Raw genomic sequence first — 26,377 nt, forward strand, 5'->3', positions numbered from 1 at the left:
TCGGATTTCGGCACTATTTGACCGACCATTAAACACGGAGGGCTCCGGGGAATCGTTCCCCGGAGCCCTCTTCTTTTTTGCGGTCGTTGTCAGACGTTCTTTGCCGGGCAAGCCTTTGCCGCAACAAAAACCGAGCCGACAAAAGAACAGCCCCCTATTTCACCCGCTCGAAGTATTCGACGAACTTGTCATGCGGCGCCGAAACGCAAATCCGCGCGAACTTCGACGCCTCCTCCTTCCTGCTTTTGGTGAAGAACGAGAGCGACACGCTGCCGATCCGATGCGCCAGCAACTCCTCCTCCGTCCGGTTCACGACGACGAAAATCCCGGTCGGCGTGCTCGCATGGTAGTACTCTTCGGCCAGCAATCCCCGTTGTTTCAGGTATTCGATATTGAGCGCGATGCCGCGCGAAGTGGCCGCCTTGAACGCATCGGCCGCCGCAATCCCCGTCGGCGTCGTCAGGAGCCGGAGAATCAGCTGTTGGGCGAACGCATTGACACCGTTCGTGCAGTACATCAGCCGAACCTCCAGCTCGTCGTGCAACTCCCGATTGGTGGTATGGATAAATCCGAGCCGTTGTCCGCTGAGCCCCACCGACTTGCTGAAACTTTCCGTAATGATGACGTTTTCGAGCTCCAGCAGCCGCTGGTAGTAGTTGTCGTATTTGTCATAGAAGATCCGGCGATACGGGCTGTCGAAAAAGACCGTCACGCCTGCGTCGTTGAGCTTTTTGATCAGGGCGAACTGTTCGTCGTCGTCGTATTTTTCGCCCAGCGGATTCCCCGGGTCGCAGATCAATACCGCATTGCCCTTCAGCTCCGGAATCATCCCTGCCAGATCGCGCTGAGCCATGTATTCGGCATTGCCGATTCCGCGGACGGTCAGCATCTGGAAATAACAGCCCCAATAGTAGACCGGCAGGTAGAGTTTCCCCATCCCCACAGCCTGCACCACGAGATCCAGGGCGTTCATTCCGCCGGCCGTAATCAGGATGTTGTCTGCCGACGACTTACCGCCGAAATATTCGTCGTTGATGGCTTGTCGCAACGCCGGAAAACCGGGCCCCGGAGGATAGACCTGAATGTCGTTGGAGTTGAAGTCCATCTCTTTGACCACCTCGCTCAGGTCGATATTGACCACGGCATTCACCCCGCGATTGAGCGGGAGGTAAGTTTCGCCGGTTTCGGCCGTCAGTTTTTTGAGTTTTTCACCGATCTGTACGATTTTGGACAGAGCGGCACCGCTTTTTTTGATCTCCATGATATCGAGTCTATACTTTTAGGAGGAATGAGACTTAGGTTGATTGCAAGGTAGCGTTTTTTCGGCAACCGATCGCGCCCTGAAGCAGAGAAAGCAGACTGTTTGTTAAAAATTCAACTAAATAGTATAATTCGAGTTATTCTTCAACAAATTTTCCGAAAAGAAGAAAGAAAAATCCCCCGAGACCTCCCTGGCGATAAACGACAGGGAGGGTCACGGGGGAGGCCCGGTCCAGGGAAAGGCTACTAACACCAGAAGATGACCGGGAAAAGAGGGCTCCGGGAAATCGATCCCCGGAGCCCTCCGTGTTTAATGGTCGGTCAAATAGTTCCGAAATCCAAAACTACAAACCTTGTTGTTGCAGGCCTAGCTGATCCCAGAAGATGCAACCCGTGGTTTGGTTGTAAGTGGTACCATAGCCCGGCTGTTCGAGCAGGACATTCCGGATCGCATTGAAATTCGCATTGTTCGCAGCTTTCGTCCCCGGCAAATTACCCCGACGCGGCCAATCCATATTTTCGCCTTCTGTACGGGTTTGGGGTTTCACCCAGTAAAGGCCCGTCGGTCGATCGGCCGGCGTTTTTACGTCTACGATCTTCGGATAGTCCGTCAAACGCCACCAGTCCCACATCTTGATCGGCTGGTTGTAGGCGTAGATCCACATCTGACCTACGATCGCCTCCGGAGAAAGCACCAAACCGTTTACATAGGATGTGATTTGATCTGTTATGTCATACAGTTTCGTATCATTCACCCCGACGACTTTCGGATTGACTACATAAGTCGATTTGGTCGTTTCATAGTAGTAGGTTGCTGCCGAGTTGGTTGCCACCTGAACCCCGTAACGGATTGCATCGGTCTGAAGTTCTTTCATGGCTTCCGTCACACCGTTTTTGAACCATTCGTCAGCCGGCGCACCGGTATCGACCCCTTCGTTGCTCAGATATGCCATCATGAAGCAGAACTCCGGATAGGTGTAGAGCGGACGACGGAAATAAATTTCGCCATTGTCGTTGACAGCTCCGTCATAACCGTTACCGCCGTTGTTGTCGTTGCTGAAACTTTTCCCACCGCCAGCTACCAGATAACGTCCTTGGGGACGACTACCGAGTTCCAGCGTGAACGAAGTGTCCGCATTCTGAACCGTAAAGGTTGCCGGGAAATCTTCAGATACAACTCCCTGATTGGTTACCGTCCACGGGCCGAGCTTCTTGTTTCCTTCCGTATCACCCGGTTTGTAATTGGGATGATAGAACCGGAACGTGAAGTTACGCTGCCCCCAGAATTCGCCAGGATTTTCTTGGTCGTAATCGAACGGATTGGGCGATATACCCTGATAAGCCAGCATCGGATCGGCTTCGAAATCGAATACCCCGTTCCAATTTTTCAGATTCCAAGTTTTAGAATCTTTATCATAAACCATGTGCTGCTGCAACGAGTCGGGGAAGTAGGCCTGGATCCATTGTAAAGATTTATTGTCGGCATACAGGCTGTTGGCGCGTGCCAAGAGCGGCAGACGCGGGTCGCCCAACTCCTTCAAGTACGATACGAAGTTATCCGACACGGCATACAACACGGAAATTTCATTATTCCCGTTCGAGTTGTACGGTGTACCGTTGTAATTAGAGCCGTTTTGATAGGAATAAGCCCCGTCGGCAGCCGTTTCGAACCATTTGCCTTTCGTTTCGGCCAAGACTTTGTCGAAACGAGCCGGATCGGCAGCTTTCATGATCCAGGCCATGTACAACCGGTAAGAGTTACCGAACTTCTGCCACAACACACGCTCGTCATTCGGTTTGTTCCGGGCATTCGGTTTCCCCATCTTGTTGATGGGTTCATATCCGTAAATCGGATCGTAAGCACCGAGAGCAGCCTGATTTTCGTTGGCCTGAGCCAACACGGCGATGTAACCGGCCAGTTCGTCGTCCAGCGATTCATACACCTCTTTGGTAAAGAGATCGTATGCCGGCAAGGTAACCCCTTCGGTGATCGCATTGAAAGCCTGACTGTAGACCGCAGCGCCGTAGTTCTGGAATACCCGGAAAGCGTGGTAAACTTTCATAATACCTGCTTTTGCACGCAAATCCTGATACGGAAGAGCGGCTTCCGGGGTCATGGCGTCGATGTGGCGTTGCAGCGACACCAACTTATAACCGACGCTATACAACCACGTATAGTATTCGCCGATCTGGCCCGGGGCGGAATAGCTCCCTTCTTTGCAATAGGTATCGTTTACTGCTCCGTCGTATTTAACGAAGTACTGCATCAGGCGGCCTTCGCTGCTAAAAATACTGGAAGAGGCTGAGCGACTCGAATAATCGAGGTTCTGTACCGCGTCGAAGAACATGTAAGCCGGGTTGGCATCTCCGACGATTGCAGGATCGGAGTTCAGTTCCCGCATCTTGTCCTTACAGCCGACAAGCGCCAGAGCAGCCAAACCGCCGATCAAATATTTTGTTATTTTCATATGAAAAGTCTTGTTTGGTTTAAAACTTCAGATTTGAACAGAGACGGTCTTAGAATCTCAGGTTCAGGTTAATCGAGAAGTTGCGAACGAACGGAGTGGTGCTGTAGTCGTACGGCGTCAAGGCGTTGTTCGAGATGAACGAGTCAGGGTTCGACTTGTTGTTCATTTTGTTGATCAGGTAGCAAACGTTCCGTGCCGAGAACGACAGGCGTGCCGACTGCAAACCGACGTGTTTGATCCATTTTTCCGGGAAGTTGTAACCCAGGGTCAATTCGCGGAGAGCCATGTACGTACCTTTCGACACTTGTGTATCGCCGCAACCATAGAAGTTTCCGGCTACACTGTAGTAATGCCAAGTCGAAGCCAGTACCGGCTGAATGTGTCCTGCATCGACCGCTTCGCGGAAGGTCATACCGTTCAGGTCTACCTTTTCGCCGGTCTTGAACGAAGTTACCTTTGTCGTATATCCGCCACCGTTCCAGAATACACCGTCCGGAATGATCCCGTTATTGACGATCTCGCCTTTGTAGTTTACACGAGCCACCCCGCCGTGTTCTGCGTCACGACCGTACAGCGTCTCTTTCAATGCCCCTGAATTGTTCAAGTAAGCTTGTTTCAAAGGTTGGATCACGCTACCGCCCGAGCGACCGTCGATCTGAGCGAAGAAGTCGAACGAACCACTGCTGTTCGGCAGGTTCACCTGCACCGAGGTGTTGATACCGTAAGTGAATTTCGGTTCCACACGACCAAGCATCGTATACTGGTTTTCTTTTCCACCCCAGTATTCGGCTTCGTCGCCATAGTAACCCGGAATATCATCCGAATTCAACCAGACATACGCCAAGTTGGTGTTGGCTCCTACAGCATTCTTGTTCGCATCCAAAGCACCTGCGATACCGATCATTTTCATACCATTGCGCGGGTTGTTCGGATTTTCGAGGTCGTTGTACCGGGCAATAGCCGCGTTATGGGTACCATAATTGTTCCCCGTAACGATAGCGCCGAACGGGCCGTTCTCGAAAGCATAAATCTGCGTACCGTATGCTCCATCCCAAGAATAAGCGCTGACACGATAGTAAGAGATGTCATTTGCCAATTCTTTGATCTTGCTTCGGTTGCGGCTCAGGTTGGCGCCGATAGTCCAGTTTACGGTACGCGTCCGGATCGGTGTCACGTCCAACTGGAATTCCCAACCCTGGTTCTGGATGTTACCAGCGTTGATCCACTGTTGGTTTACCCCAGATTCGGTCACAGCATCCAATGAAAGGATCTGGTTCTTGGTGTTGGTCTTGTAGTAAGCTACGTCCAAACCGATCATCCCGTTCAGGAAACGCAAGTCGGCACCGAACTCGATAGAGGTCTGAAGCTCAGGCTTCAGGTCGTAGTTCGGGAGGACAGTATTGTTCGGGGATGCTGCCGAAAGAGCCGAATTCAACGGCCCCTGCACCGATGACACGGTGAACCCGCCGGCACCGGAAGCCGTATTGTACGGGTCGGTACCCTTACCTACCTGCGCCCAAGAAGCACGCAGTTTACCGAACGAGAGGATCTTCGGGTCGATATTGAACGTATCCGAGAAGATCCACGATGCGTTCACTGAAGGATAGAAGACAGAGAAGTTATTCTGACCATTCGGCAACCAAGTGGGGTACATCAAAGTGCTCAGCCAATCGTTACGTCCGGTTACTTCGAGATAAACCTGATCTTTCCACGAGAGGTTCACTACCCCTGCCACCCCGACGGTCATGTTGTTACGAGGCGTATATTTAACGTCGTTGGTTCCGAGGGTAATCGGATTTTTCGTATTCGAGAACGAGAAAATTCCCGGTACGATCAGACCACCGTTCGTGCTCTTTGAGTACTCGTTTTTACGGGTATTTCCATAGATCTCAGCCAAGACACGCACGTCGAGCTCCAGATTGTCATCTACGAAGCGGTTGTTGCTATGCAACTGAGCGATACCGTCGTAAGAACCGCTGGTCGAGCCGGCAATAGCATATTGACCGGTTCCGATATATCCGGCGTTCTTCGTTTCAGTGAAAGTCTGCCAGTTGTTGTAGCTGATCGAAACGTTGGCGTCCAACCAGTCGGTGAATTGGGCATTCAAACCCAACTGACCGATGATGGTCTGTTCGTTTCGGTTGGAATAATCTTCATATTGTCTTCTGAAGAAGTCATTGACCGTCCACCCGGCACGACCATAGGTTTTGTGAGTGGTCGGATCAATGTAGTGATTCTTGTACCACTGCAAGTCGGTACTCCGGTTGGCATAGTAACCGCCTGTTACCATAGCTACGGTAGTTCCCCAAGATCCCCCGACCGTCGAATTCGGATTTTCGGTATTCGAGTTCGAATACTGGAGGCTCAGGTTGGTCGAGAAGATGTCGTTGATCTTACCGTTCGCCGTGAAATTCAGCGAGTGACGAGCAAAGTTATTTTTCGGCATATTCCCGTCGCCGTTCATGTACCCATACGAAAGACGGAAGGTAGCCTTTTCCGACCCGCCGGTCAACGCTACGCTCACGTTGTCGTAGTTGCTGTTCTGGAAGAATGCTTTCCAGCTGTTCGGATAAGCTACATAGTCATCCAGCGGATTATCGATTCCTTCCGGAGCGTAGTACTTATAGAACTGATACAACTGTTGGCCTTTCATCGAAGCATAAGAAGGCCCGTAGGACTGTGCAGTGTAGCCGTTTCGCGTGTACTGCTGTCCTTCGATAACACCACCTTCATAACCGTTGCCTGCTTGCCCCATCCCATAGAGGTTCTGGAGCGGCAAAGCATTCTGATAAATCTGTCCCCATTCGTGCGAGTAGTTCACTTCGACGCCGATCCCCTTGCGAGCCTTGCCGCTCTTGGTGGTGATCACGATGGCACCGTTCGCACCACGAGAACCGTACAACGAGGTTGCAGCAGCACCTTTCAACACGGTAACCGATTCATAGTCGTCCGGGTTCAGGTTCTTCAACTGGTTACCATACATGGTCGATTCCGTATTCCGGAAGTTACTGTTGGCATCCTGCTGCTCATATTCCATCACAATCCCGTCAATCACGTAGATCGGCGAGTTGTTCTTGGTCAGCGACTTCGCACCGCGAATCGTCACGGTCGGAGCGGTCGTGATACCACCCGAACCGCCGGCTGCGATCTGCACCCCTGCTACTTTCCCCTGCAAGGCGTTCGCAGGGCTCAAAGTATTGGTACGTGCCAGTTCGTCTCCCTTTACGGTAGAGGTAGCATAACCCAGCGAGCGGTTTTGCTTGCGTCCCCCGAGTGCCGTCACCGTCACCGCCTCTGTCTGCAAAGCATCGGGCTGCAAGGTAACATTGATGGTCGATTTCCCTGCTACAGGAATCTCCTGTTTACGCATCCCGGCATAGCTGAAAACCAGCGTGGAATTAGCTACCGATGCGTTGTTGATGGTGTAAGAACCATCGGCCGAGGTCAAAGCACCGATGGTCGTACCTTTGATCTGTACGACTACACCTGCGAGTGGTTGCCCGTCTTCCGAAGACTTGACCACGCCGCTCACCCGGCTCTGCGCGAAGGCTGTACCGCCTACCAGCAGACCCAGGATCAACAATGTTAACAGTCTAATTTTCTTCATATAAAAACATTTAGTTGAAAAGGGTTAATATTGTTTACGACTTGAGTTTCCGTCAGGTTCCACTCCTAACTATCGACAAATATAGACTCTTCTACCGAGATAAAAAAACTTTTTCTCGCGAATTTCACTTTTCGCCCACCCCCTCCGGAAGACGAACCGGACGACCGTTTTGTTTCGAAATAAATTCCAAAACTTAATCCTTTCGGATTCAACCGTATCAACTCCGTCCGATCGGTCATCAGCCACAAACCGAACGAAAAGCCGTGTTTTTTCTAAAAAAAATCGTCAAACCCGCTCCACCAACTCGCGGAGATAACGCCAAACCTTCGCCACGGCAGCCACCTCGACCCGTTCGGCCGGAGAGTGGACTCCCCGCAAAGTCGGCCCGGTCGAAATCATATCCAGCTGCGGATAGCGCGTCAGAAAAAGACCGCACTCCAGACCGGCATGGATTGCCCTGATTTTCGGATCGTTACCAAACAACTCGCGATAGATTTCCGCCGCGCGCCGCACCAACGGCGAGTCAGGATTGGGCGTCCATCCCGGATAACCGTCCGTATGCCGCACCTCGGCTCCCGCCAAATCGAAGACCGCCGCCACCCGATCCGCAATGTCGCGTTTGGCGCTCTCCACCGAGCTGCGCTGCGAGGTCGTTATCACCACTACCCCCTCTTCGGGCATCTTGACCGACGCCAGATTGGTCGAGGTCTCGACCAGACCGGGCATCGAACGACTCATCGCCATCACTCCGTGCGGCAGGGCATATAACAAATCCAGCAACCGCCGCTGCACCTCCATCGGCAACAGGTGCGTCGGGTGCTCCGTAGCCGGTTCGAAGGTGAATTTCATCGAGGTTTCGGTCTGTTTGAACTCCGCAGCGATCTCTTCGGCCAGCCGCCGGAACAGTTTTTCAGCCTCAGCCGTGCGCCAGACAGGAATCGCGGCCACCGCCTCTGCTTCGCGCGGAATCGCGTTCCGCAAATTCCCTCCGTCGAAACGGGCAACCCGCAGTCCGCACTCACGATCCAGATTCCACAACAACCTGTTCAATAGCTTATTAGAGTTCGCAAACCCCTTTTCGATGTCGTCGCCGGAGTGGCCGCCGTGCAGCCCGGAGACACCTATATAATAATAGGTATAGTCGTCTTTCGCTCCAAGCGCCTCGGGGGTATAACGCAGGGTGGCAATGGTGTCGATCCCGCCGGCGCAACCGATAAAGAGTTCGCCTTCGTCTTCCGAGTCGAGATTAATCATCCGCGTGCCGGTCAGCATCCCGTCGCCGAGGTTCATCGCACCGGTCAGCCCCTGCTCTTCATCGACGGTAAAGAGGGCTTCAATCCGGGGACAGGAGAGGTCTTTGTCGATCAAAACGGCCATCTGCAAGGCCATCCCGATCCCGCAGTCGGCCCCGAGGGTAGTCCCTTTAGCTTTCACCCACTCGCCGTCCACATAGGCGTCGATCGGATCGTTCTCGAAGTCGATCCGGACGTCGGCATCTTTCTCGCACACCATGTCCATGTGGCTTTGCAAAATCAAGGCGGGCTCGTCTTCACGACCGGACGAGGCGGGGCGAATCAATACGATATTCCCTTTTTCGTCCCGCTTGCTCTCCAAACGGTGCTGGCGGGCAAAGTCTTCTACGAATGCCTGTATCCGGCTCTCTTTCTTGGAGGGCCGGGGCACGCGGGTGATCTCTGCGAATATTTCCCAAACAATCTGCGGCTGCAATGATCCTATTTCCATCTTTTTCGTATTTTTAAACATTCGATTATTCGTATCTACCCGCACGGAACCGTACCTTTTCTGAAGAAAAGGTACCCAAAAGACTTTTAAAGAGGCTTACGCGCTCCAAGGTTTGCGGTCCAAATCTCGGACTCTTCGCTTTGGGCGGGGATTTTCCGGGGCGCGATAAAGCGGGAACTACCCCATGCGCCCCGGAGAACCCCGACCCAAAAGCAATCCCAAAGATTAAGGATTGCGGAGCCTAAGGAGTAGCGTAGCTATCTAAAAGTTTTTGGTGCCGCTTTTTTCAAAAAGCGGCAGTCCCATACAGGGCAAATACCAATAAACGAATGGTTAAAATTACAAAAATAAAGATGAAAACGATACGCATTGGAAACGGCTTCGACGTGCACGCCTTGCAAGAGGGACTGCCCATGTGGTTAGGCGGCATCTGTATTGAACATAATAAAGGGTTCGTAGCCCACTCCGACGGCGATGTGCTGATCCACGCCTTGTGCGACGCCCTGCTCGGCGCCCTCGCACTGGGGGATATCGGGCTGCATTTCCCGGATAATGCACAAGCATTCAAAGGGATAGACAGTAAGATTCTATTACGGAGATGCGTCGAACTGGTTCACCAAAAAGGGTTCGAGATAGGGAACGTCGATTGCACCGTTTTGGCACAGGCCCCGAAACTGCGGCCCTATATCGACCGGATGCGGGAGACGCTGGCACCGACCTTGGGAATCGCCGTCGAAGAGGTATCCGTCAAGGCGACGACCACCGAGCGGCTCGGGTTCACCGGCCGGGAGGAGGGAGTGGCGGTCTATGCCACGGCACTGCTCTACCGAAAATAGAACCAATCACCCAACAAAAAAGGAGCGGGGCATCTTGAATTTCAAGATGCCCCGCTCCATAAAGGAGGTATAAAGGCAAAGCCTATTTAACCGTATTCATGTGCTGAATGAGTTCAACCACCTTGTTGGAGTACCCCCATTCGTTGTCGTACCACGAAACGACCTTCACGAAACGCGGCGTCAGCTGAATCCCAGCCTTTGCGTCGAAGATCGAAGTCCGTGCATCGCCCAGGAAGTCGCTCGAAACGACAGCGTCTTCGGTATACCCGAGGATACCTTTGAGTTCGCCTTCCGAAGCATCTTTCATGGCTTTGCAGATTTCGTCGTAGGTTACGTCCTTGGCCAGGTTACAAGTCAGGTCGACTACCGACACATCCAGAGTCGGCACGCGCAGCGACATCCCGGTCAGTTTCCCGTTCAGCGCCGGAATCACCTTACCTACCGCCTTAGCAGCCCCAGTCGAAGAGGGGATGATGTTCCCCGCAGCAGCCCGGCCACCGCGCCAGTCTTTCAGCGACGGCCCGTCTACGGTCTTCTGGGTAGCGGTGGTCGAGTGCACGGTGGTCATCAACCCGTCTACCATACCGAATTTGTCGTTCAGCACTTTAGCGATCGGTGCCAGACAGTTGGTCGTACAAGAAGCGTTCGACACGATGGTCTGCCCTTTGTATTCCTTGTTGTTCACCCCCATCACGAACATCGGGGTGTCGTCTTTCGACGGAGCCGACATCACAACCCGCTTAGCCCCCGCCTGAATGTGTTTTTCAGCGAGTTCTTTGGTCAGGAAGAGGCCGGTAGATTCAACGACGTATTCAGCCCCCACTTCGTTCCATTTCAGGTTAGCCGGGTCTTTTTCAGCGGTCACGCGAATGGCGTTGCCGTTCACGACCAGTTTCCCGTCTTTCACATCGATGGTACCTTTGAACTGCCCGTGCATGGTGTCGTATTTGAGCATATACGCCATGTATTCCACCGGCACGAGGTCGTTGATCCCAACGATTTCGATGTCGTTTTTGGTCATTGCGGCCCGGAACACCAAGCGGCCGATACGGCCGAAACCGTTGATACCTACTTTGATTTTAGACATAGTTGTGTGTGTTTATTGAGTTTGTTCAGAAATCCGGTCTCATCGCCGGGAAGAGACTCCCCGAATCCGAGTGCAATTTTAATCATTTTTTCAAATCTGCGCAATTTTTGGGGCCCGTTTCTTCATCCGCGGAGATAAAAACCGTCCCCGGCCGCTACAGCCGCTCGTCCACCAGATAGCGGTTGCGCTCGGGCGCCGAGCGGTTGACCATCTCGCCGAGGAAGCCCGCCAGAAAGGTCTGCATCCCGAGCCCCACCGCCAAAAGGGCGATGTAGAAGAGCGGCTGTTCGGTCACCGGCCGCAGCGGCAGCCCGTGATACTGCAACCAGAGTTTCTCGGCGATCAGCCAGACGGTGATCACCAGCCCGACCAGGAACATCACCGTTCCGAGCCCGCCGAAAATATACATCGGCCGCCGTCCGAAACGGGTCATAAACAACACCGTCAGGAGGTCGATATAGCCCTTTATCATCCGCTCCCAGCCGAACTTCGAGACGCCGAACTGCCGCGCCCGGTGCTGTACGACCTTCTCGCCGATACGCCGGAACCCGGCCTGTTTGGCCAGGATCGGAATAAAGCGGTGCATCTCGCCGTACACCTCGATCGATTTGACCACTTTTTTCTTATAGGCCTTGAGTCCGCAGTTGAAGTCGTGCAGCCGGATTCCGCTGGCGCGCCGCGCCGTCCAGTTGAAAAACTTCGACGGCCAGGTCTTCCCGATCGGGTCGTACCGTTTGCGTTTCCAGCCCGACACCAGGTCGTACCCCTCCGCGGTCACCATCCGGTAGAGCTCCGGAATCTCGTCCGGCGAGTCCTGCAAGTCGGCGTCCATCGTAATCACCACATCGCCCTGCGCCGCGTCGAATCCGCAATACAAAGCCGGCGACTTCCCGTAATTCCGCCGGAAGCGGATCCCCCGCACCTCCGGATATCGCTCCCTGAGCTGCGTAACGACCGTCCACGACCCGTCTGTCGAGCCGTCGTCCACGAAAATCGCTTCGTAGGAGAAGCCGTTCTCCGTCATCACCCGCGCCACCCACTCCATCAGCGGCACGAGCGACTCCTCTTCGTTGTATACCGGAATGACCAGCGAAATATCCATAACCCTCCCGATTGCTTATTGATTAACCCGATACCGCACCACCGCCGACGTAAACAGCGCCACGAAACCGCCCTGCAATACCATAGCGAGAATCCCGCTGACAACCATAAACGGCAGACTGTGCATCAATTCCATGAGTTCGCGCCCCTCCTGTACTGTGAGCATGCCGGCCTGGAGATAGACCGTCAGCGCCTGTTCGAACGTCCGCCCGAAATAGACCGGATCGACCACCTCCAGCAGGAGAAAGATACCCGTACCGTAAATAATCCCGCTCAGCAGACAGATCCACAACGAGAAACCGAACGCCTTCCCGTACGTAAATCGCGCTCCCCGCAACGCCGCCCCGCGACGTCCGTAGATCACCAGCACGGCAACCAGCACCGCCAGCGGAGCGACCGCCAGCAACAGACCGACCCACCCCGCCTGAGCCCGCACTCCCCGCAAAAGGTATTCGAGCCCCATCACCGCAAAGAGCGCCAGCCCCAGCACCAATCCGCCGGTGAGCCATTCGGCCCTGTATTTCGCTTTCCAGTCCGGATCGGGCCCCGGCAGCCGCCGGTCGGTACCGGTTTCCGCCCCCTGCGGACGTCCCTGTTCTTCCATAACTTATGTTGTGATATAGAGTCCGATTAAAATTCCAACTCCCGCACCCCCTGTCGCACCACTTCGATCTCGCCGTCCTGCGTGCAGTCCACCACGGTCGAGGCATGCACGTCGCCCATCCCGCCGTCGACCACGGCCTCCACTGCCGCATAGCGTTCGTGAATCAGCTCCGGATCGGTGATGTATTCGATCTCCTCGCCCACATCGTCCGTCCGCACCGACGCGGTGACGAGCGGCATCCCGAGCTCCCGCACAATGGCCTGCGCGATGGAGTTGTCCGGAATCCGCACGCCGACCGTCCGCCGGCCCACCATCACCTTGTCCGAAATCCGCGATGAGGCGGGCAGAATAAAGGTGAACGGCCCCGGCAGGTTATGTTTCAGGAGTTTGAAGACCCGGTTGTCCACTTTGGCATACTCGGCCACCTCGCCGATCTCGGAGCAGACGATCGAGAGTTCCATAGAGTCCTTTCCGCCGCGGATCGTCCGCAGCCGGTCGATGGCCTTCGGCTGATCCAGCGCGCACCCCAAGGCATAGACGGTGTCGGTCGGATAGACGATCACGGCGCCGCCTCGCAGCATGTCGACGACCTGTCGGACGGTGCGTTCGTTGGGATTTTCGGGATATAGTTTGACAATCATAGGGTACAAAGTTATCACATTTTGCCGACGGGGAGAACGATCACCGGGAAAGTGTCCGGTTCCCTTTCTGAGAAAAAGGGCAGGCCCGGGCGACACAAAGGAACAGACACAAAACAAAAAGTGGGTAAGCTACTTGCATCGCACCGCTACAACCGCCTACCCTTGCTGCCTTCCGGCCCTGGGGGATTCAGCAGGAGCTGGTCGTACAAGACTTACCCACGGCGCAAAAGTAAACCTTTTTCCCGATTTACCCAACCCGCTCCGACGATTTTCGTTTTTTCCCTATCTTTGAACCATCACACAAGCGTTACATCTTCAATCCCATGACCACCTCCTACCCTTATCAGCACCCGAGACCCGCCCGCCAAAGCCGAAAACTGGTGGCGATCCTCCTCGTGCTGGTCGCCGTGCTGATCGTCCTCGTCGGTATCTTCGGATGGAAACAGTACGACTACCGCTTCGGCACAGCCATCGTCCGGAACGGCGCCGTGAACGTGCCGACCGGAACGACCTTCGGCGAACTGAGCCGGATGCTCGTCGACAGCGGCTACGTGCGGAACGGCAGGAAATGGATCGCATACGCCCGGGCTTTCGACCGCGACACCGTTCGGGCCGGCCACTATGCCCTGCAGAAGGGGGAGACTTATCGGGCGGCCTTGTCGGCATTCAGTTTCGGTCGCCAGACGCCGGTTCGGCTGACCTTCAACAACATCCGGACGATGGATCGGTTGGCGGGCGTCGTAGCGAAATATATCGAAGCGGATTCGGCGACCATCCTGCAAACGTTGGGCGACCCGGCGGTCATTGCCGAGACCGGTTTGACCCGGGCGACCTTTCCGTCACTCTTCATTCCGAACACCTACGAAGTCTACTGGACGATGACCCCGCGCGAGTTCGTGGCGCGTATGCAGAAAGAGCACGACCGTTTTTGGAACGACGATCGGCGCTCGCGGGCCGCTGAATTGGGATACACGCCGGAGCAGATCGCCACCATCGCCTCGATCGTCGCCGAAGAGACCAACTTCCGGGGTGAGATGACCCAGGTGGCGGGCGTCTACATCAACCGGCTGCGGAAAGGCATCCTGCTCCAGGCCGATCCGACCGTAAAATTCGCCGTGGGCGATCCGACCATCCGGCGCGTGCTGCATAAACATCTGGCGTTCGACTCGCCGTACAACACCTACAAATATGCCGGCCTGCCGCCCGGGCCGATCTGCGTGCCGCCGATCGCGGCGTTAGACGCGACACTGGCCTATGCCGACCGGGAGAACCGGCACGACTATTACTATTTCTGCGCCAAGTCGGACTTCTCGGGACGGCACGCCTTTGCCCGGACACTGCCCGAGCACAGCCGCAACGCTACGGCCTATGCCGCGGAACTCAACCGTCGCGGCATCCGGTAACACGGGGCCGTTCATCGCAGAAATCCGAAACGAGATGCTGAGAAAAACCCTCTATACCCTGCTCTCGGCCCTGTTGCTCGCCCTGCCCTGGTGGGGGTGCGGCGGGTGGAGCCTTTTTTTCGCCTTCGTACCCTTGCTCGTGCTGGGCGACGAGCGTCCCCGGCTCTACTGGCTCTGGGTAGCAGCGGCGTTTACCTTGTGGAACGTCTCGACCACGTGGTGGGTCGGCATCGCCACCCCGGTGGCCACGTTCGGCATCCCGCTCGGGAGCTTGTTTTTCACCCTGCTCCCTTTCCTGCTCTTCCACTGGCTGCGATTCCGAGTACCCCAACCGGTCGGATGGGCGCTGTTCGTCACACTCTGGATCGCGTTCGAGACCCTTTTTCTGAACAACGAAATCTCGTTCCCGTGGCTGACGCTCGGCTACGGGTTCGCCGACACGCCGCAGGTCGTACAGTGGTATGAACTGACCGGCGCACTGGGCGGCTCGCTGTGGGTGCTGGTGGGGAATATCCTCTTCTACCGGTTTTGGAAGAACCGGCGCACCGGACGGTGGCGGGCGGCACTGCCGGCGATTTTGTGGGTAGTCTTACCGGTCGGGGCCTCGCTGATTCGCTACGCCACTTACGAAGAGGGCGGAGAGGCGGTACGGGTGGCGGTGGTGCAGCCAAACATCGACCCGTACAACGAGAAATTCGGCGGTCTGACCTCGATGCAGCAGCGCGACATTATCCTCGGCTTAGCGGAAGGGGCGCCGCGCGACGTGGAGTTCATCCTGACGCCGGAGACCGCCTTCGACGGCGATTTCTGGCTGAACGATTTGGGGGAAAATGCTGAAATCGACACCTTGCGCCGGTTCATGCGGCGTTTCCCGCGAGCGACGCTGGTGGCGGGGGCGACCACGCTGTTGCGTTACGAGGAGGGGATGCCGCACCGGCGATGGACGCGCACCGACCCGCTGTGGGGCATCTCTTACGACGTCTATAACAGCGCGTTGGGGATTTCGGCGGCCGATTCGAACGTACAGGTCTATCACAAATCGAAGCTGGTGGTGGGAGCGGAGTTGTTTCCCTATCCGAAGGTGTTCGGGATGCTGAAGTTTCTGAACATCGATCTGGGGGGGATTTCGGGTTCGCTGGGGAGGCAGGAGCACCGGACGCTCATCGTCAATCCGGAAGGAACGCGCGCGGGGGTGGCGATCTGCTACGAATCGGTCTACGGAGCGTACTATACGGAATATGTGCGACGGGGGGCGCAGGTGATGTTCGTGATTACGAACGACGGCTGGTGGGGCGACACGCCGGGATACAGGCACCACTTCAACTATGCGCGGCTGCGGGCGGTGGAGACGCGCCGGGCGATCGCACGGTGTGCGAACACGGGCATCTCGGGCCTCATCTCTCAGCGGGGAGAAGTGCTCGACCGCAGCGGCTGGGACAAACGGGACTTGCTGGCGGGCGACATCCGGTCGAACGACTCGCTGACGCCGTATGTCCGGGGGGGGGACTACGTAGCGCGCTTGTCGCTGCTGGTACTGGGGTTGTGCGTGCTCTACTCGGTGGCGTGGCGCTTCCGAAAACGCTCGCTCCTTGATGAATAAATTGTTCGTTGGCTGTGTCTACCCGCAGGGAACTGCCGCTTTCTTGTAAGAAAGCGGCGCAAAGAACTTTCGTGATAGCTACGCTACTCCTTAGGCTCCGCAGTCCTCAGGCTTTGTGACTGCTTTTGGGTCGGGGTTCTCCGGGCGCGTTAGGGTAATTCCCGCATTATCGCGCCCGGAAGAATCCCCGGCCCAAAGAAGAGTCCGAGAGCTGGGCCGCCGGCAGCTTTAGGATGCGTAAGCATCCTCTAAAGTTTTTTTGGTTCTTTTTGTTCACAAAGAGAACAGTACCCTCCCGATAAGCACAAGCAAAACAAAATAAGATTATGCAATAAGCTATGGTTCGAAGACTGATAGAGCGACCGATCGCCGTGACCATGTGCGCCATCGCCGTGATCGTGCTCGGGATCGTGGCCTCTCGGCTGCTGCCCATCTCGTTGATGCCCGAAGTGGACATTCCGCAGATCACCGTCCGGATCCACGCCCCCAACACCCCCGCCCGAGAGCTTCAGGCCTCCGTCATCGCCCCGCTGCGGTCGCAACTCATGCAGGCAGGCCACCTGCGCGAGATCACCGCCGAAGCCAAAGACGGCGCCGGTCTGATCTTTCTGCAATTCGACTACGGCTCCGACATCGACTACCTCTTCATCGACGTCAACGAGCGCATCGACCGCGCCATGGGTTCGCTGCCCAAAGAGGTCGAGCGCCCCACCGTCGTGAAAGCCAGCGCCACCGACATTCCCGCCTTCTATCTGAACCTCACCCTCTCCGACGAACGACCCGCCGACGGAGCAGCTGCCAACAGCCGTGCCCGCGAGAACCGGCTGATCGAACTCAGCAACTTCGCCGCCACCGTGATCGCCAAACGGCTCGAACAGCTTTCGCAAGTCGCCTTCGTCGACATGAGCGGCCGCCTGTACCCCGAACTCGTCGTGATCCCCGACGCCGCCCGGCTCGAAGCCTTGGGCATCGAACCCTCGCAGCTCGAAGCCGCCATCCAGGCCAACCACATCAACATGGGCAACCTGACCGTCCGGGACGGCCAGTACCAGTATAACATCCGGTTCAACTCCACCCTCTCCGGCCGGCGCGACATCGAACGAATCCCCCTCAACATCGAAGGCCGGATATTCCGCCTCGGCGAACTCGCCACCGTGGTCGAACGGCCGCAACAACGCCAGGGCATCGTCCTCTCCGACGGCCGCGAAGCCGTCACCATGGCCGTCATCAAGCAGTCCGACGCCCGGATGGGCGACCTCAAAGCCGAAATCAACCGCCTCGTCCACCATTTCGAACACGACTACCTCGACATCGACTTTACCCTCACACGCGACCAGACCCAACTGCTCGACTACTCCATCGGCAACCTCGAGAGCAACCTGATCGTGGGTGCCGTGCTGGCCTGCCTCGTGATCTTCCTCTTCATGCAGGACTTCCGCGCCCCGCTCCTCATCACGCTGACCATTCCGCTGTCGTTGCTCGTGTCGCTGCTCTTCTTCTTCATCCTCGGCATCTCGATCAACATCATCTCGCTCTCGGGACTGATGCTCGGCCTCGGGATGATGGTCGACAACTCGATCATCGTCATCGACAACATCTCGCAACGGTGGGACCGCGGCGAACGGATGAAAGAGGCCGTCGTCGTCGGGACGGACGAAGTCTTCTCGGCCCTGCTCAGTTCGGTGTTGACCACCTGTTCGATCTTCGTGCCGCTGATTTTCCTGAGCGGCATCGCCGGCGCCATGTTCTACGACCAGGCGATGGCCGTAACCATCGGCCTCGTCTCCTCGCTGATCGTCGCCATGACCATCATCCCCGTCTACTACCACCTGCTCTATCGCGGGAAAGAGCAGCGCGGCCGGAACCGCATCCTGCAACGAATCGGCGTGCGGGACATGGCCGGAGCATACGAACGGAGCCTCAAGTGGGTCTTCCGACACCAGCGGCTCGTGTGGTTCTCCGTCGCCGGATTCACCCTGGCCGGCATCTGGTTCTATCGGGAACTCGACAAGAGCACCATGCCGGCGATGGACAAAGAGGATATTATTTTGCACGTGGACTGGAATCAGCCGATTACCGCCGCCGAAAACCGCCGCCGGACAGACCGGCTGGTCGGCGAACTGGGAGCAGGGGCCGAGCATGCCACCGTGCTGGCCGGCCGGCAACAGTTCGTCCTCTCGCATACCCGCGAGACGGGAAACAATGAGGCGTTAGTCTATGTGCGGGTGAACGATCCGGACTCCTTAGGGGCAGTCGTCGCGCGGGCACAACGGTACGTGCAGCGGGAGTTCCCCGAAGCCGCCTTTCAGACCGAAGAGGCGGGGAACATCTTCGAGATGATCTTTTCCGAGACCGGCGCGACCCTGACGGCGCGGCTGCGTCCCACGGCGGGGAGCGCCGAGCCGGACAAACTCAATCCGCTGCTGGCGGCCCTTCGGGACAGTCTGCCGGGGGTGCGGATCGAGCCCGTCGTCTGGCAGGAGCACCTCACCCTCTACGCCGATCCCGACCGGATGTCGCTCTACCGGGTGGGGTACGACGAACTTTACTATGCCCTGAAAAGCGCCTTCAACGAGAACCGGATTATGGAGATTCGGCAGGGACAATACTCCCTGCCCGTCTCGTTAGGGGCCGCGGAACGAACCGTGCGGGAGGTGCTGGCCACCCACACCGTACTGTCGGGCGACCGGGTCGAGATCCCCGTATCGCTCCTCCTGACCGAGAGCCCCGACCGCGACTTGCGGAGCATCGTCTCGGGCGCCGAAGGAGAGTACTACCCGCTGCACCTCGACGTGGCCGACGAACAGGTGCCGGAGACGATGAACGTCGTCCGGCGAGCGGTGGAACGCGACGGCAACTTCGAAGTCGGCTTCTCGGGCGGCTGGTTCGACAGCCGCGACACCCTGCAACAGCTCGTGACCGTGCTCGTCGTCTCGCTGCTGCTGCTCTACTTCATCCTCGCCTCGCAGTTCGAATCGCTGGTACAACCCTTCATCATCATGTCCGAAATCGTCGTGGACATCTCGGGCGCGCTGTTAGTGCTGTGGCTGTGCGGATCGAGCCTCAACCTGATGTCGCTGATCGGCCTCGTGGTGATGAGCGGGATCGTCATCAACGACTCGATCCTGAAAGTCGACACCTTCAACCGGCTGCGGCGCGAAGGCCACGGCCTGTTGCGCGCCGTGCTGACCGGCGGCGACCGGCGGCTCAAACCGATCGTCATGACCTCCCTCACGACCATTCTGGCCATCCTGCCCTTCCTCTTCTCGGGCGGGATGGGGAACGACCTCCAGCGGCCGCTGTCGCTCGCCATCATCGGCGGGATGGTCTTCGGAACCATCGTCAGCGTCTACTTCATTCCGATCTTCTATTACCTCATCTACCGCCGGAGCGATAAACGGCGCCCCTCTTCCCGGTCATGAGCACGCCGACACGACGCATATCCCCCTTCACCGTGATTCTGGTGATGGCGACCCTGATGGTGATTGGGATCGCCATGATCCCGCTGCTCCATGTGCAATATGCGCCCGGCGTGAGCCAAAAAGGGATCACCGTCTGGTTCAGCTGGCCGGGCGCCTCGGCACGGGTGGTGGAACAAGAGGTCACCTCGAAAATCGAAGGCACCCTCGCCTCCATTTCCGGCATCCGCGAGATGTACTCCGCCTCCTACAAAGACGGCGGCAGCATCTCTCTCAGTTTCAAAAAAGAGGCCCGGATGGACGCCGTCCGGTTCGACATCTCGTCGCGGCTGCGCCAGCTTTACCCCTCGCTGCCCGACGGCGTCTCCTACCCCCAGCTCTCGACCGGGATGGACGGCGAGAGCGCCTCGCCGGTGCTCACCTACACCATCAACGCCGACCTGCCCACCTGGCAAATCGAGCAATACGCCGAAAAGAACATCGCCGAACCCCTCTCGCGGGTCGAAGGGGTACGACAGGTCTCGGTGACCGGCGCCACGCCGTTCGAGTGGGTCGTGACCTTCGACCCGAACCGCTGCGCCACACTCGGCCTGACCGGACAGGATATCCGGAACGCCTTCCAACGGCTGGCCCGCAACGACCAGCTGGGGATCGGCACGCTCGAAACGGACGACCGGACAGGCGAACCGCGACAGATCCGCATCGGTCTTCGGCCGCGCCCCGTACCGCCCGAAGCGTGGGAACGAATCGAAGTGGGCAACTGCAGCGGCCGGATCGTTCGTCTGGGCGAAGTCGCCACCGTCGAACACCGCCAGAAGCTGCCCGAGACCTACTACCGGATCAACGGACTGAACAACATCAACCTGACGATCTACGCCGAAAAGCACGTCAACACGCTGGTGGTGACCGACGCCCTGAAAGCGAAAGTCGAAGAGATCCGCGCCTCGCTGCCGCCGGGCTACGCCATCCTACTGGCCGACGACACCTCGGTCTATATCCGGGGCGAGCTCAGCAAAATCTACTGGCGGACGGGGCTGTCGGTGCTGATCCTGCTGCTCTTCGTCTTCCTCACCAGCCGGAGCTGGCGCTACCTCTGGATGATCGTCCTGACGCTGGCCTGCAACGTGCTGGTGGCCTTCATCTTCTACAACCTCTTCGGGCTGGAGATCCACCTCTACTCGCTGGCCGGCATCACCGTCTCGCTCGGGATGATCATCGACACCTCGATCATCATGATCGACCACTACGGCCGGTTCCGCAACCGGCGGGTATTTTTGGCGATTATGGGCGCCCTGCTCACCACCATCGGCGCGCTGAGCATCGTGCTCTTCCTGCCCGAGAGCCAGCGCGAGAATCTGGTCGACTTCTGCGCCGTCATCGTCATCAACCTCGTCGTCTCGATGGCGATTTCGGTCTTCTTCATCCCCGCCCTGCTCGACAAGAGCCCGATCTACGGACGACAGCGTTCGAAACGGGCACGCCGTTTCCGCACCCGCGGCAAACGGCGCGCCGCACGGATGACAGCCCGCTACGCCCGGTTCCTGCGATTCGCCCGACGGTGGCGATGGGCCTTTATCGCAGCGGCGGTGCTGGGATTCGGCCTGCCCGTTCAGCTGCTGCCCGCCAAGATCGAGCACAAGAACGATCCGGCCCGGGATTCGACCCTCTGGGTACGGGCCTACAACGCCACGATCGGCAGCACCTTCTATCAGCAGAAAGCCAAGGAGTGGTTCGAAGGGGCCTTGGGCGGTTCGATGCGGCTCTTCGCCAAGAAGGTCTACAACTCGAACTTCTATAACGATCCGGAACGGACGCGGCTGATTATCGGCGCCCGGCTGCCCGAGGGGTGCACCGTGCACCAGCTGAACGAGACGATGCGCGACATGGAGAATTTCCTGAGCGGATTCGACGAAATCGACATGTTCCGCACCTCGATCACGGGGTACGACAACGGGCAGATCACCGTGACCTTCCGACCCGAAGCCGACCGGCAGGGCTTCGCCTTCCGGCTGAAAGACCTCGCCACCTCGAAGGCCATCAGCCTCGGCGGCGCCGACTGGAGCATCTACGGCGTGGGGCAGGGATTCAACAACAGCCTCAGTTCGGGATGGAAATCGAACCGGATCACACTGCGGGGCTACAACTACGAACAACTCTACCGCTATGCGCAGGAACTGGTGGACTCGATTTCGGTCAACCCGCGAGTGTCCGACCCGGAGATCATGGGGCGGGTCACCTTCGGCGGGAAAGACAACCGGACGGAGTTCTACCTCGACCTGAATTTCGACCGTTTCGCCTTGTACGGCGTGACCCCGTCGGCCTACTACCGGACGCTGAGCGAACAGGTCTACCGCCAGGGATTGCCGTCGTTCTACCACGACGGACGGATGGAACAGGCGGTGCTGGTCTCTTCCGAAGCGGAACGGTTCGACGCCTGGCACATGCGGAACGACATCCTGACGGTCGGCGACCGGAATGTCAAACTCTCGGAGCTCGGCGAGCTGGCCAAACGCCGCTCGGGAAACAACATCTACAAATACAACCAACAGTATTCACTGATCGTGGCATTCGATTTCGTGGGCTCTTACGAGCTGGCGAACCGCTTCACCGACCGACAGGCGGAGCGGCTGCGGGCCGAGCTGCCGGTGGGCTACAGCGTAGCGAACGACCGGGGCGGAGGCTGGTGGGGCGATGGCGGCGGCACACCGTACTGGCTGCTGGGCCTGATCATCGTCATCATCTACTTCATCTGCTCGGTGCTCTTCGAATCGCTTCGCCAGCCGCTGGTGATCATCGCGATGATTCCGATCTCGTTCATCGGCGTTTTTCTGACCTTTTACCTCTTCGAGTTGCGGTTCGACCAGGGCGGCTTCGCCTCGTTCGTCCTGCTGAGCGGGCTGGTAGTCAATGCCGGCATCTACCTCATCAACGACTACAACCTCTTCCTTCGGAACGGTGTGCGGACAGGTTTGCCGACCTACCTGCGGGCTTACAACCGCAAGATCGTGCCGATCCTGCTGACCGTGCTTTCGACGGTACTGGGGCTGGTTCCGTTCGTGGTGGTGAGCCGCGAACCCTTCTGGTTCTCGTTCGCCGCGGGAGCGATGGGGGGTATGCTCTTTTCGCTGATCGCAATCCTGCTCTTCCTGCCAATCTTCCTGCCCCTGAAACAGCCAAGAAAATCATATATCGACAGTACCAAAACCATACATCATGACTAAATTGGGAAATCGGTTTCTTATCCTTCTTCTAACCGGTACGCTCTTTTCGGCGCAGGCCCAGGAGCCGGCGGACAGCACCTTCCTGACCCGGGAGCAGCGGGACGAGGAGTTGGCGTTTATCGTTCGCCAGATCGACTCCGTATATATCTACGGTCACCGCGGAGCCAGCGACGAAGAGTGGGAGAAACGGGTGGAGGCGCTACGCGAGAAACTGCAAGCCGCCAGGACGCAGAACGAATATCTGTATGCCTTGCGGTATACGGGGACGTTGATCCAGGACGGCCATTTCACCTTTTCCGACATGACGTATTACAACCGTCATCGAGTCTTCCAGCCGACCGACACGCTGTTTCCGATCAGCATCAAGAACTGGAAAGACAGGACGACGTTCGTTCAGAGAGACCCTACGGGACACCTGCCGGAGGATGCCCGGATTCTTCGTGTGAACGGCCGGTCGGCGCAGGAGATGGCCTGTGTCATGCGCTCCATACCTGCTTGGGAGAAGGACGGCGAGGGCTTTTCTATCATCGAAACGGGAGAACCTGCCTATTTGGTATAGCCTGATGAACTTTCTGTTCATGGAAGGAGAACAGGCGCCCTATCGGGTGGAGTACGTTTTGCCGGGGAGCGAACGGGTCGATACGGTTACGTTGGCCGGCATGACCCGCGGAGAACTTCGGAAAATAGCTAAAAAGAAGAGACAAAGATCCAGGGACGACAATGTGTGGAGTCTCTTTTTCGGCGACAAGACGATCTCCCGACAGCGGATCGGCGCGCACAGCGCGGTGGTGAGTATCGATTATTTTGTGGGTCAGAGTCCGGTGGCTATGCTTCTCGGCTTGGGTAAGAAAGACCGGCGTTATTCCCGAAAGCTGCGGCGGGCCATGGCATGGGTCGACCGGAACCGGATCGACACGCTGGTGCTCGACATCAGCGGGAACGGCGGCGGGATGATCGACAACGTCTACAAGACGCTGAACTACCTGACGACCCGGTCGGTGGATGCGAACAAGGCCTATCGGGTGACGGACGCGAACCGCGAAAAGATCAAGACCGTGATTCGGAACACGCAGTACGACCTGTTCGGCCTGACACCCGAACAACAGGAACAGATGGCGGCGTATGTGGACAGCATTCCGGACGGGAACTTTTTCACGACTGACATGGTGTACGATCTTCGTTTCCGGCCGGACTCGGTTCTGAAACACCGGTATCGGGGGCAGGCGGTCTACCTGCTGACCGGTTCTGGGACTTACTCGGCAGCGCAGCTCTTTGCCCAGCATTTCAAGGAGCAGGAGATCGGCCTGACGGCGGGCGAGCCTTGTGGAGGCTATGCGAGCATCAGCGGCGGAAATGCGCAATGGGTCAGGCTGCCGTATACGGATTTTTCGTTCACGATTCCCTATTCGAGTTTACGAAATGATGTTCATGCACCACGGTTCGAGTTCGAACCGGTGGACATTCCGTTGCAACCCGAGCCGATCTCCTGCGAGGAGTGGCTGGCCGGGAAGCAAGAAGAAGGCATTCTCCCGCGTTTCCTCCGCTGGTTGCAGGAACAACACCTTTCGAAATGATCGGATTGAAAAGCCACAAGCAATTTCCCTTTCACTACAATGAAAAGCTGGTTTTCCGACTTTTACGCAAAAACGGCACAATCAGGAGGAAAGCCTGACGGATTTACTCCTTCAGCGGCAGCATCGCCACCACCAGATTACTCCGTTCCGTCACGCCGGCAGCAACCGCCCGTAACGCCGGATCCGTTATCCGCTCTTTCCGATCCAGCAAATCCAGCAGATCGAGTTCGCCGACCAGCCGGTTCCGGCGGAGGCTCCGTGGCGTAAAGCGCACCCCGTCCACGAACAGCCCCTGTCGCCCGTCATCTCCCTTCGGGATGTAGCACGCCCCGTCGCTCTTGTCATACACCAGCAGCGTCCGATCTCCCATCAGCCCGTTTTGGAGCGAAAGAAACAGATATCGATCCCCGGCCAGCAGATCCACCAGCCGGTAGTAATCCGGCCACTCGTTCATCGCCTCGAAAGTCATCTTTTCCGCCGGGAATCGATACCGCCCCATCTCCAACCGGCAGGCAGGCCGCACCGAATCGCCGCTCAGACGACATATCGTATCGCTGAGCTCCTCCTTGAACGACAACCCGTTCCCCCGATCGCACAGCACCTGGAATCCGACCTCCACCGCCACCCGCCCCTTGTCCGCCCCCGAATCTCGCCCCGGGGCGTCAGGTCGTCCGCCGAGTAGCGGGTGAAGAGCATCCGACCATCCCGACGGTCGCCGCAACCCATAAAAAAGCAGCCTCATGACCTAATAATGAATCATATCCGCAAGATAGTGCATATATTTGAGAAACGATTTAACAACATTCAAATTATTTCCGAATGAACGCAGTTCGATACTGGGCCTCGCCCGCGGCGGGAATGCTGTGCCAAATCCTGATTTTCGGGCTCTATGCGGCCGGCGACGCCCTGTGGGGAGAGCATGCGGAGACAGATCCGGGGCCGATCGGCGACGGAATCCTGCTGTTCATTTACGGTGTGATTTCGATTCCCGTCACGCTCTATGCCTACGGTTACCTGATTCTCCTGAGACGACATCCCGGCAAGTACCGTCTCCTGACCTGGATCGCAGCCTGCCCGGTAGCCGTATGCAGCATCTTTGTCTGGTACGAACTCTTCGGATGCCATGCCTCCTCGTGGAGCGCGGGAGTCCGATCGTTCATTGGCTATTTCATCTGGGCGAGCGGTTATTTCGCGCCGGTTTTTTGGGCGGGATACCGATATGCGAAGCGTAATAAGAATTGATCATTCTTTTTTCATGAAAATATCGATCGGATGGTTCGGATTGTTGCTGGGAGCGGGATTGAACGTACTGCCCCTCCGGGCGCAGCAGCATCGGACGGAGCGGCAAAACCCGATAACCCGCTCCCTGCACGAAGACCTCGCCGCCGTTTCGCCGGACGGGAAACAGTGGGAATTGATGGATTTACGCGGGAATATCGTCCTGCCGGATACGGAATACGACTATATCTGGCCCTTGCAGTGTAGTAATGGCCGATATTATTACGGAGTGGAGAAAAACGACCGATACGGTGTACTGGAGGCCGGGACATGGCGGATGGTCGTTCCGTGGGACGACTACGCCTCGGACGAAGCGTTGTGCGACGGCTGGAGCGACCCTCAACTCAAGAAGCAGGTTTCGATACGGGTAAAACCACATATCAAAACCTGCTTCTTGAATTGAGGTCGGTAGCAGATTCGAACTGCTGTACGAGGTTTTGCAGACCTCTGCCTAACCACTCGGCCAACCGACCCGATTGTAAATTGCAGGGCAAAGATAGCGTTTTTTCCCGAATCCGCAAACGCGAATCGACAA

18 protein-coding genes, 1 tRNA gene and 1 other RNA gene are annotated in these 26,377 nt (G+C 57.1%); 9 read left to right on the forward strand and 11 right to left on the reverse strand.

The window, feature by feature from the left end; genetic code table 11:
- Positions 1-154 precede the first annotated feature (154 nt).
- The 4 genes from Q9S52_RS03595 to Q9S52_RS03610 form a co-directional block, all read right to left on the reverse strand.
- Positions 155-1,261 (reverse strand): pyridoxal phosphate-dependent aminotransferase, encoded by a 1,107-nt coding sequence (locus Q9S52_RS03595; RefSeq protein ID WP_297626137.1) that lies wholly within the window; start codon positions 1,259-1,261, stop codon positions 155-157.
- Positions 1,262-1,604: 343 nt separating this feature from the next.
- The gene (locus tag Q9S52_RS03600) at positions 1,605-3,728 is read right to left on the reverse strand and encodes a SusD/RagB family nutrient-binding outer membrane lipoprotein (protein WP_304708187.1); all 2,124 of its coding nucleotides are present in this window, start codon (positions 3,726-3,728) and stop codon (positions 1,605-1,607) included.
- A 49-nt stretch (positions 3,729-3,777) separates the two neighbouring features.
- Positions 3,778-7,335 carry a SusC/RagA family TonB-linked outer membrane protein gene (locus tag Q9S52_RS03605; RefSeq protein ID WP_304708188.1) on the reverse strand — a complete coding sequence of 1,186 codons (3,558 nt, stop codon included), beginning with the start codon at positions 7,333-7,335 and terminating at the stop codon, positions 3,778-3,780.
- A gap of 285 nt (positions 7,336-7,620) precedes the next feature.
- Complete coding sequence (locus Q9S52_RS03610; RefSeq protein WP_304708189.1) at positions 7,621-9,078, reverse strand: aminoacyl-histidine dipeptidase; 1,458 nt, start codon at positions 9,076-9,078, stop codon at positions 7,621-7,623.
- A 353-nt stretch (positions 9,079-9,431) separates the two neighbouring features.
- On the opposite strand from Q9S52_RS03610, the gene ispF reads away from it, so the two are divergent.
- Positions 9,432-9,914 carry a 2-C-methyl-D-erythritol 2,4-cyclodiphosphate synthase gene (gene ispF / locus Q9S52_RS03615; protein WP_304708190.1) on the forward strand — a complete coding sequence of 161 codons (483 nt, stop codon included), beginning with the start codon at positions 9,432-9,434 and terminating at the stop codon, positions 9,912-9,914.
- Positions 9,915-9,996: 82 nt separating this feature from the next.
- On the opposite strand, the gene gap is transcribed toward ispF, so the two are convergent.
- The 5 genes from gap to ffs all read right to left on the reverse strand — a co-directional run bounded on the left by gap (position 9,997) and on the right by ffs (position 13,565).
- Positions 9,997-11,001 carry a type I glyceraldehyde-3-phosphate dehydrogenase gene (gene gap, locus Q9S52_RS03620; RefSeq protein WP_297829912.1) on the reverse strand — a complete coding sequence of 335 codons (1,005 nt, stop codon included), beginning with the start codon at positions 10,999-11,001 and terminating at the stop codon, positions 9,997-9,999.
- Between the two features lie 154 nt (positions 11,002-11,155).
- Positions 11,156-12,103, reverse strand: coding sequence for a glycosyltransferase family 2 protein (locus tag Q9S52_RS03625; protein ID WP_304708191.1), 948 nt, complete (start codon positions 12,101-12,103; stop codon positions 11,156-11,158).
- 15 nt (positions 12,104-12,118) lie between these two features.
- Entirely contained in the window at positions 12,119-12,706 is a 588-nt protein-coding gene (locus tag Q9S52_RS03630; protein ID WP_297626163.1) for a DUF4199 domain-containing protein, read from the reverse strand.
- Positions 12,707-12,732: 26 nt separating this feature from the next.
- A complete protein-coding gene (locus tag Q9S52_RS03635) occupies positions 12,733-13,347 on the reverse strand; it encodes an L-threonylcarbamoyladenylate synthase (protein ID WP_300727947.1) in 615 nt (204 codons plus the stop codon).
- Between the two features lie 119 nt (positions 13,348-13,466).
- An RNA gene (gene ffs / locus Q9S52_RS03640) (signal recognition particle sRNA small type) lies at positions 13,467-13,565 on the reverse strand.
- Positions 13,566-13,670: 105 nt separating this feature from the next.
- On the opposite strand from ffs, the gene mltG reads away from it, so the two are divergent.
- From mltG to Q9S52_RS03670, 6 genes are all read left to right on the forward strand, one after another.
- A complete protein-coding gene (mltG, locus tag Q9S52_RS03645) occupies positions 13,671-14,750 on the forward strand; it encodes an endolytic transglycosylase MltG (RefSeq protein WP_304708192.1) in 1,080 nt (359 codons plus the stop codon).
- Between the two features lie 34 nt (positions 14,751-14,784).
- Positions 14,785-16,350 carry an apolipoprotein N-acyltransferase gene (lnt, locus tag Q9S52_RS03650; protein WP_304708193.1) on the forward strand — a complete coding sequence of 522 codons (1,566 nt, stop codon included), beginning with the start codon at positions 14,785-14,787 and terminating at the stop codon, positions 16,348-16,350.
- A 338-nt stretch (positions 16,351-16,688) separates the two neighbouring features.
- Positions 16,689-19,772 (forward strand): efflux RND transporter permease subunit, encoded by a 3,084-nt coding sequence (locus Q9S52_RS03655; RefSeq protein WP_304708194.1) that lies wholly within the window; start codon positions 16,689-16,691, stop codon positions 19,770-19,772.
- Positions 19,769-22,990, forward strand: coding sequence for an efflux RND transporter permease subunit (locus tag Q9S52_RS03660; RefSeq protein ID WP_304708195.1), 3,222 nt, complete (start codon positions 19,769-19,771; stop codon positions 22,988-22,990). The genes Q9S52_RS03655 and Q9S52_RS03660 overlap by 4 nt, the downstream gene beginning before the upstream one ends.
- Positions 22,983-23,549, forward strand: a complete 567-nt coding sequence (locus tag Q9S52_RS03665; protein WP_304708196.1) for a hypothetical protein — start codon at positions 22,983-22,985, stop codon at positions 23,547-23,549. Before Q9S52_RS03660 ends, Q9S52_RS03665 begins: the two co-directional genes overlap by 8 nt.
- A gap of 4 nt (positions 23,550-23,553) precedes the next feature.
- Positions 23,554-24,564, forward strand: a complete 1,011-nt coding sequence (locus Q9S52_RS03670) for a S41 family peptidase (RefSeq protein ID WP_304708197.1) — start codon at positions 23,554-23,556, stop codon at positions 24,562-24,564.
- A 103-nt stretch (positions 24,565-24,667) separates the two neighbouring features.
- On the opposite strand, the gene Q9S52_RS03675 is transcribed toward Q9S52_RS03670, so the two are convergent.
- A complete protein-coding gene (locus Q9S52_RS03675) occupies positions 24,668-25,306 on the reverse strand; it encodes a hypothetical protein (protein ID WP_300828253.1) in 639 nt (212 codons plus the stop codon).
- 77 nt (positions 25,307-25,383) lie between these two features.
- Here Q9S52_RS03675 and Q9S52_RS03680 point away from each other — a divergent pair, with 77 nt between their 5' ends.
- Both Q9S52_RS03680 and Q9S52_RS03685 read left to right on the forward strand, forming a co-directional pair.
- Complete coding sequence (locus Q9S52_RS03680) at positions 25,384-25,806, forward strand: hypothetical protein (protein WP_300828254.1); 423 nt, start codon at positions 25,384-25,386, stop codon at positions 25,804-25,806.
- Between the two features lie 13 nt (positions 25,807-25,819).
- Positions 25,820-26,245 (forward strand): hypothetical protein, encoded by a 426-nt coding sequence (locus Q9S52_RS03685; protein ID WP_300828255.1) that lies wholly within the window; start codon positions 25,820-25,822, stop codon positions 26,243-26,245.
- On the opposite strand, the gene Q9S52_RS03690 is transcribed toward Q9S52_RS03685, so the two are convergent.
- Positions 26,245-26,315, reverse strand: a tRNA-Cys gene (locus Q9S52_RS03690). The genes Q9S52_RS03685 and Q9S52_RS03690 overlap by 1 nt on opposite strands.
- Positions 26,316-26,377 lie beyond the last annotated feature (62 nt).

The sequence above is a fragment of the uncultured Rikenella sp. genome, assembly GCF_948810725.1.
GTDB lineage: Bacteria > Bacteroidota > Bacteroidia > Bacteroidales > Rikenellaceae > Rikenella.

Excerpts from the sequence above, each read along its gene's own strand:
- lnt (WP_304708193.1), top strand. The coding sequence starts at position 14,785 with ATGCTGAGAAAAACCCTCTATACCCTGCTCTCGGCCCTGTTGCTCGCC.
- gap (WP_297829912.1), bottom strand. The coding sequence starts at position 11,001 with ATGTCTAAAATCAAAGTAGGTATCAACGGTTTCGGCCGTATCGGCCGC.
- Q9S52_RS03665 (WP_304708196.1), top strand. The coding sequence starts at position 22,983 with ATGACTAAATTGGGAAATCGGTTTCTTATCCTTCTTCTAACCGGTACG.
- Q9S52_RS03635 (WP_300727947.1), bottom strand. The coding sequence starts at position 13,347 with ATGATTGTCAAACTATATCCCGAAAATCCCAACGAACGCACCGTCCGA.
- Q9S52_RS03625 (WP_304708191.1), bottom strand. The coding sequence starts at position 12,103 with ATGGATATTTCGCTGGTCATTCCGGTATACAACGAAGAGGAGTCGCTC.
- Q9S52_RS03595 (WP_297626137.1), bottom strand. The coding sequence starts at position 1,261 with ATGGAGATCAAAAAAAGCGGTGCCGCTCTGTCCAAAATCGTACAGATC.
- mltG (WP_304708192.1), top strand. The coding sequence starts at position 13,671 with ATGACCACCTCCTACCCTTATCAGCACCCGAGACCCGCCCGCCAAAGC.
- Q9S52_RS03660 (WP_304708195.1), top strand. The coding sequence starts at position 19,769 with ATGAGCACGCCGACACGACGCATATCCCCCTTCACCGTGATTCTGGTG.
- ispF (WP_304708190.1), top strand. The coding sequence starts at position 9,432 with ATGAAAACGATACGCATTGGAAACGGCTTCGACGTGCACGCCTTGCAA.
- Q9S52_RS03610 (WP_304708189.1), bottom strand. The coding sequence starts at position 9,078 with ATGGAAATAGGATCATTGCAGCCGCAGATTGTTTGGGAAATATTCGCA.
- Q9S52_RS03675 (WP_300828253.1), bottom strand. The coding sequence starts at position 25,306 with ATGAGGCTGCTTTTTTATGGGTTGCGGCGACCGTCGGGATGGTCGGAT.
- Q9S52_RS03605 (WP_304708188.1), bottom strand. The coding sequence starts at position 7,335 with ATGAAGAAAATTAGACTGTTAACATTGTTGATCCTGGGTCTGCTGGTA.
- Q9S52_RS03630 (WP_297626163.1), bottom strand. The coding sequence starts at position 12,706 with ATGGAAGAACAGGGACGTCCGCAGGGGGCGGAAACCGGTACCGACCGG.
- Q9S52_RS03685 (WP_300828255.1), top strand. The coding sequence starts at position 25,820 with ATGAAAATATCGATCGGATGGTTCGGATTGTTGCTGGGAGCGGGATTG.
- Q9S52_RS03680 (WP_300828254.1), top strand. The coding sequence starts at position 25,384 with ATGAACGCAGTTCGATACTGGGCCTCGCCCGCGGCGGGAATGCTGTGC.
- Q9S52_RS03600 (WP_304708187.1), bottom strand. The coding sequence starts at position 3,728 with ATGAAAATAACAAAATATTTGATCGGCGGTTTGGCTGCTCTGGCGCTT.
- Q9S52_RS03655 (WP_304708194.1), top strand. The coding sequence starts at position 16,689 with ATGGTTCGAAGACTGATAGAGCGACCGATCGCCGTGACCATGTGCGCC.
- Q9S52_RS03670 (WP_304708197.1), top strand. The coding sequence starts at position 23,554 with ATGAACTTTCTGTTCATGGAAGGAGAACAGGCGCCCTATCGGGTGGAG.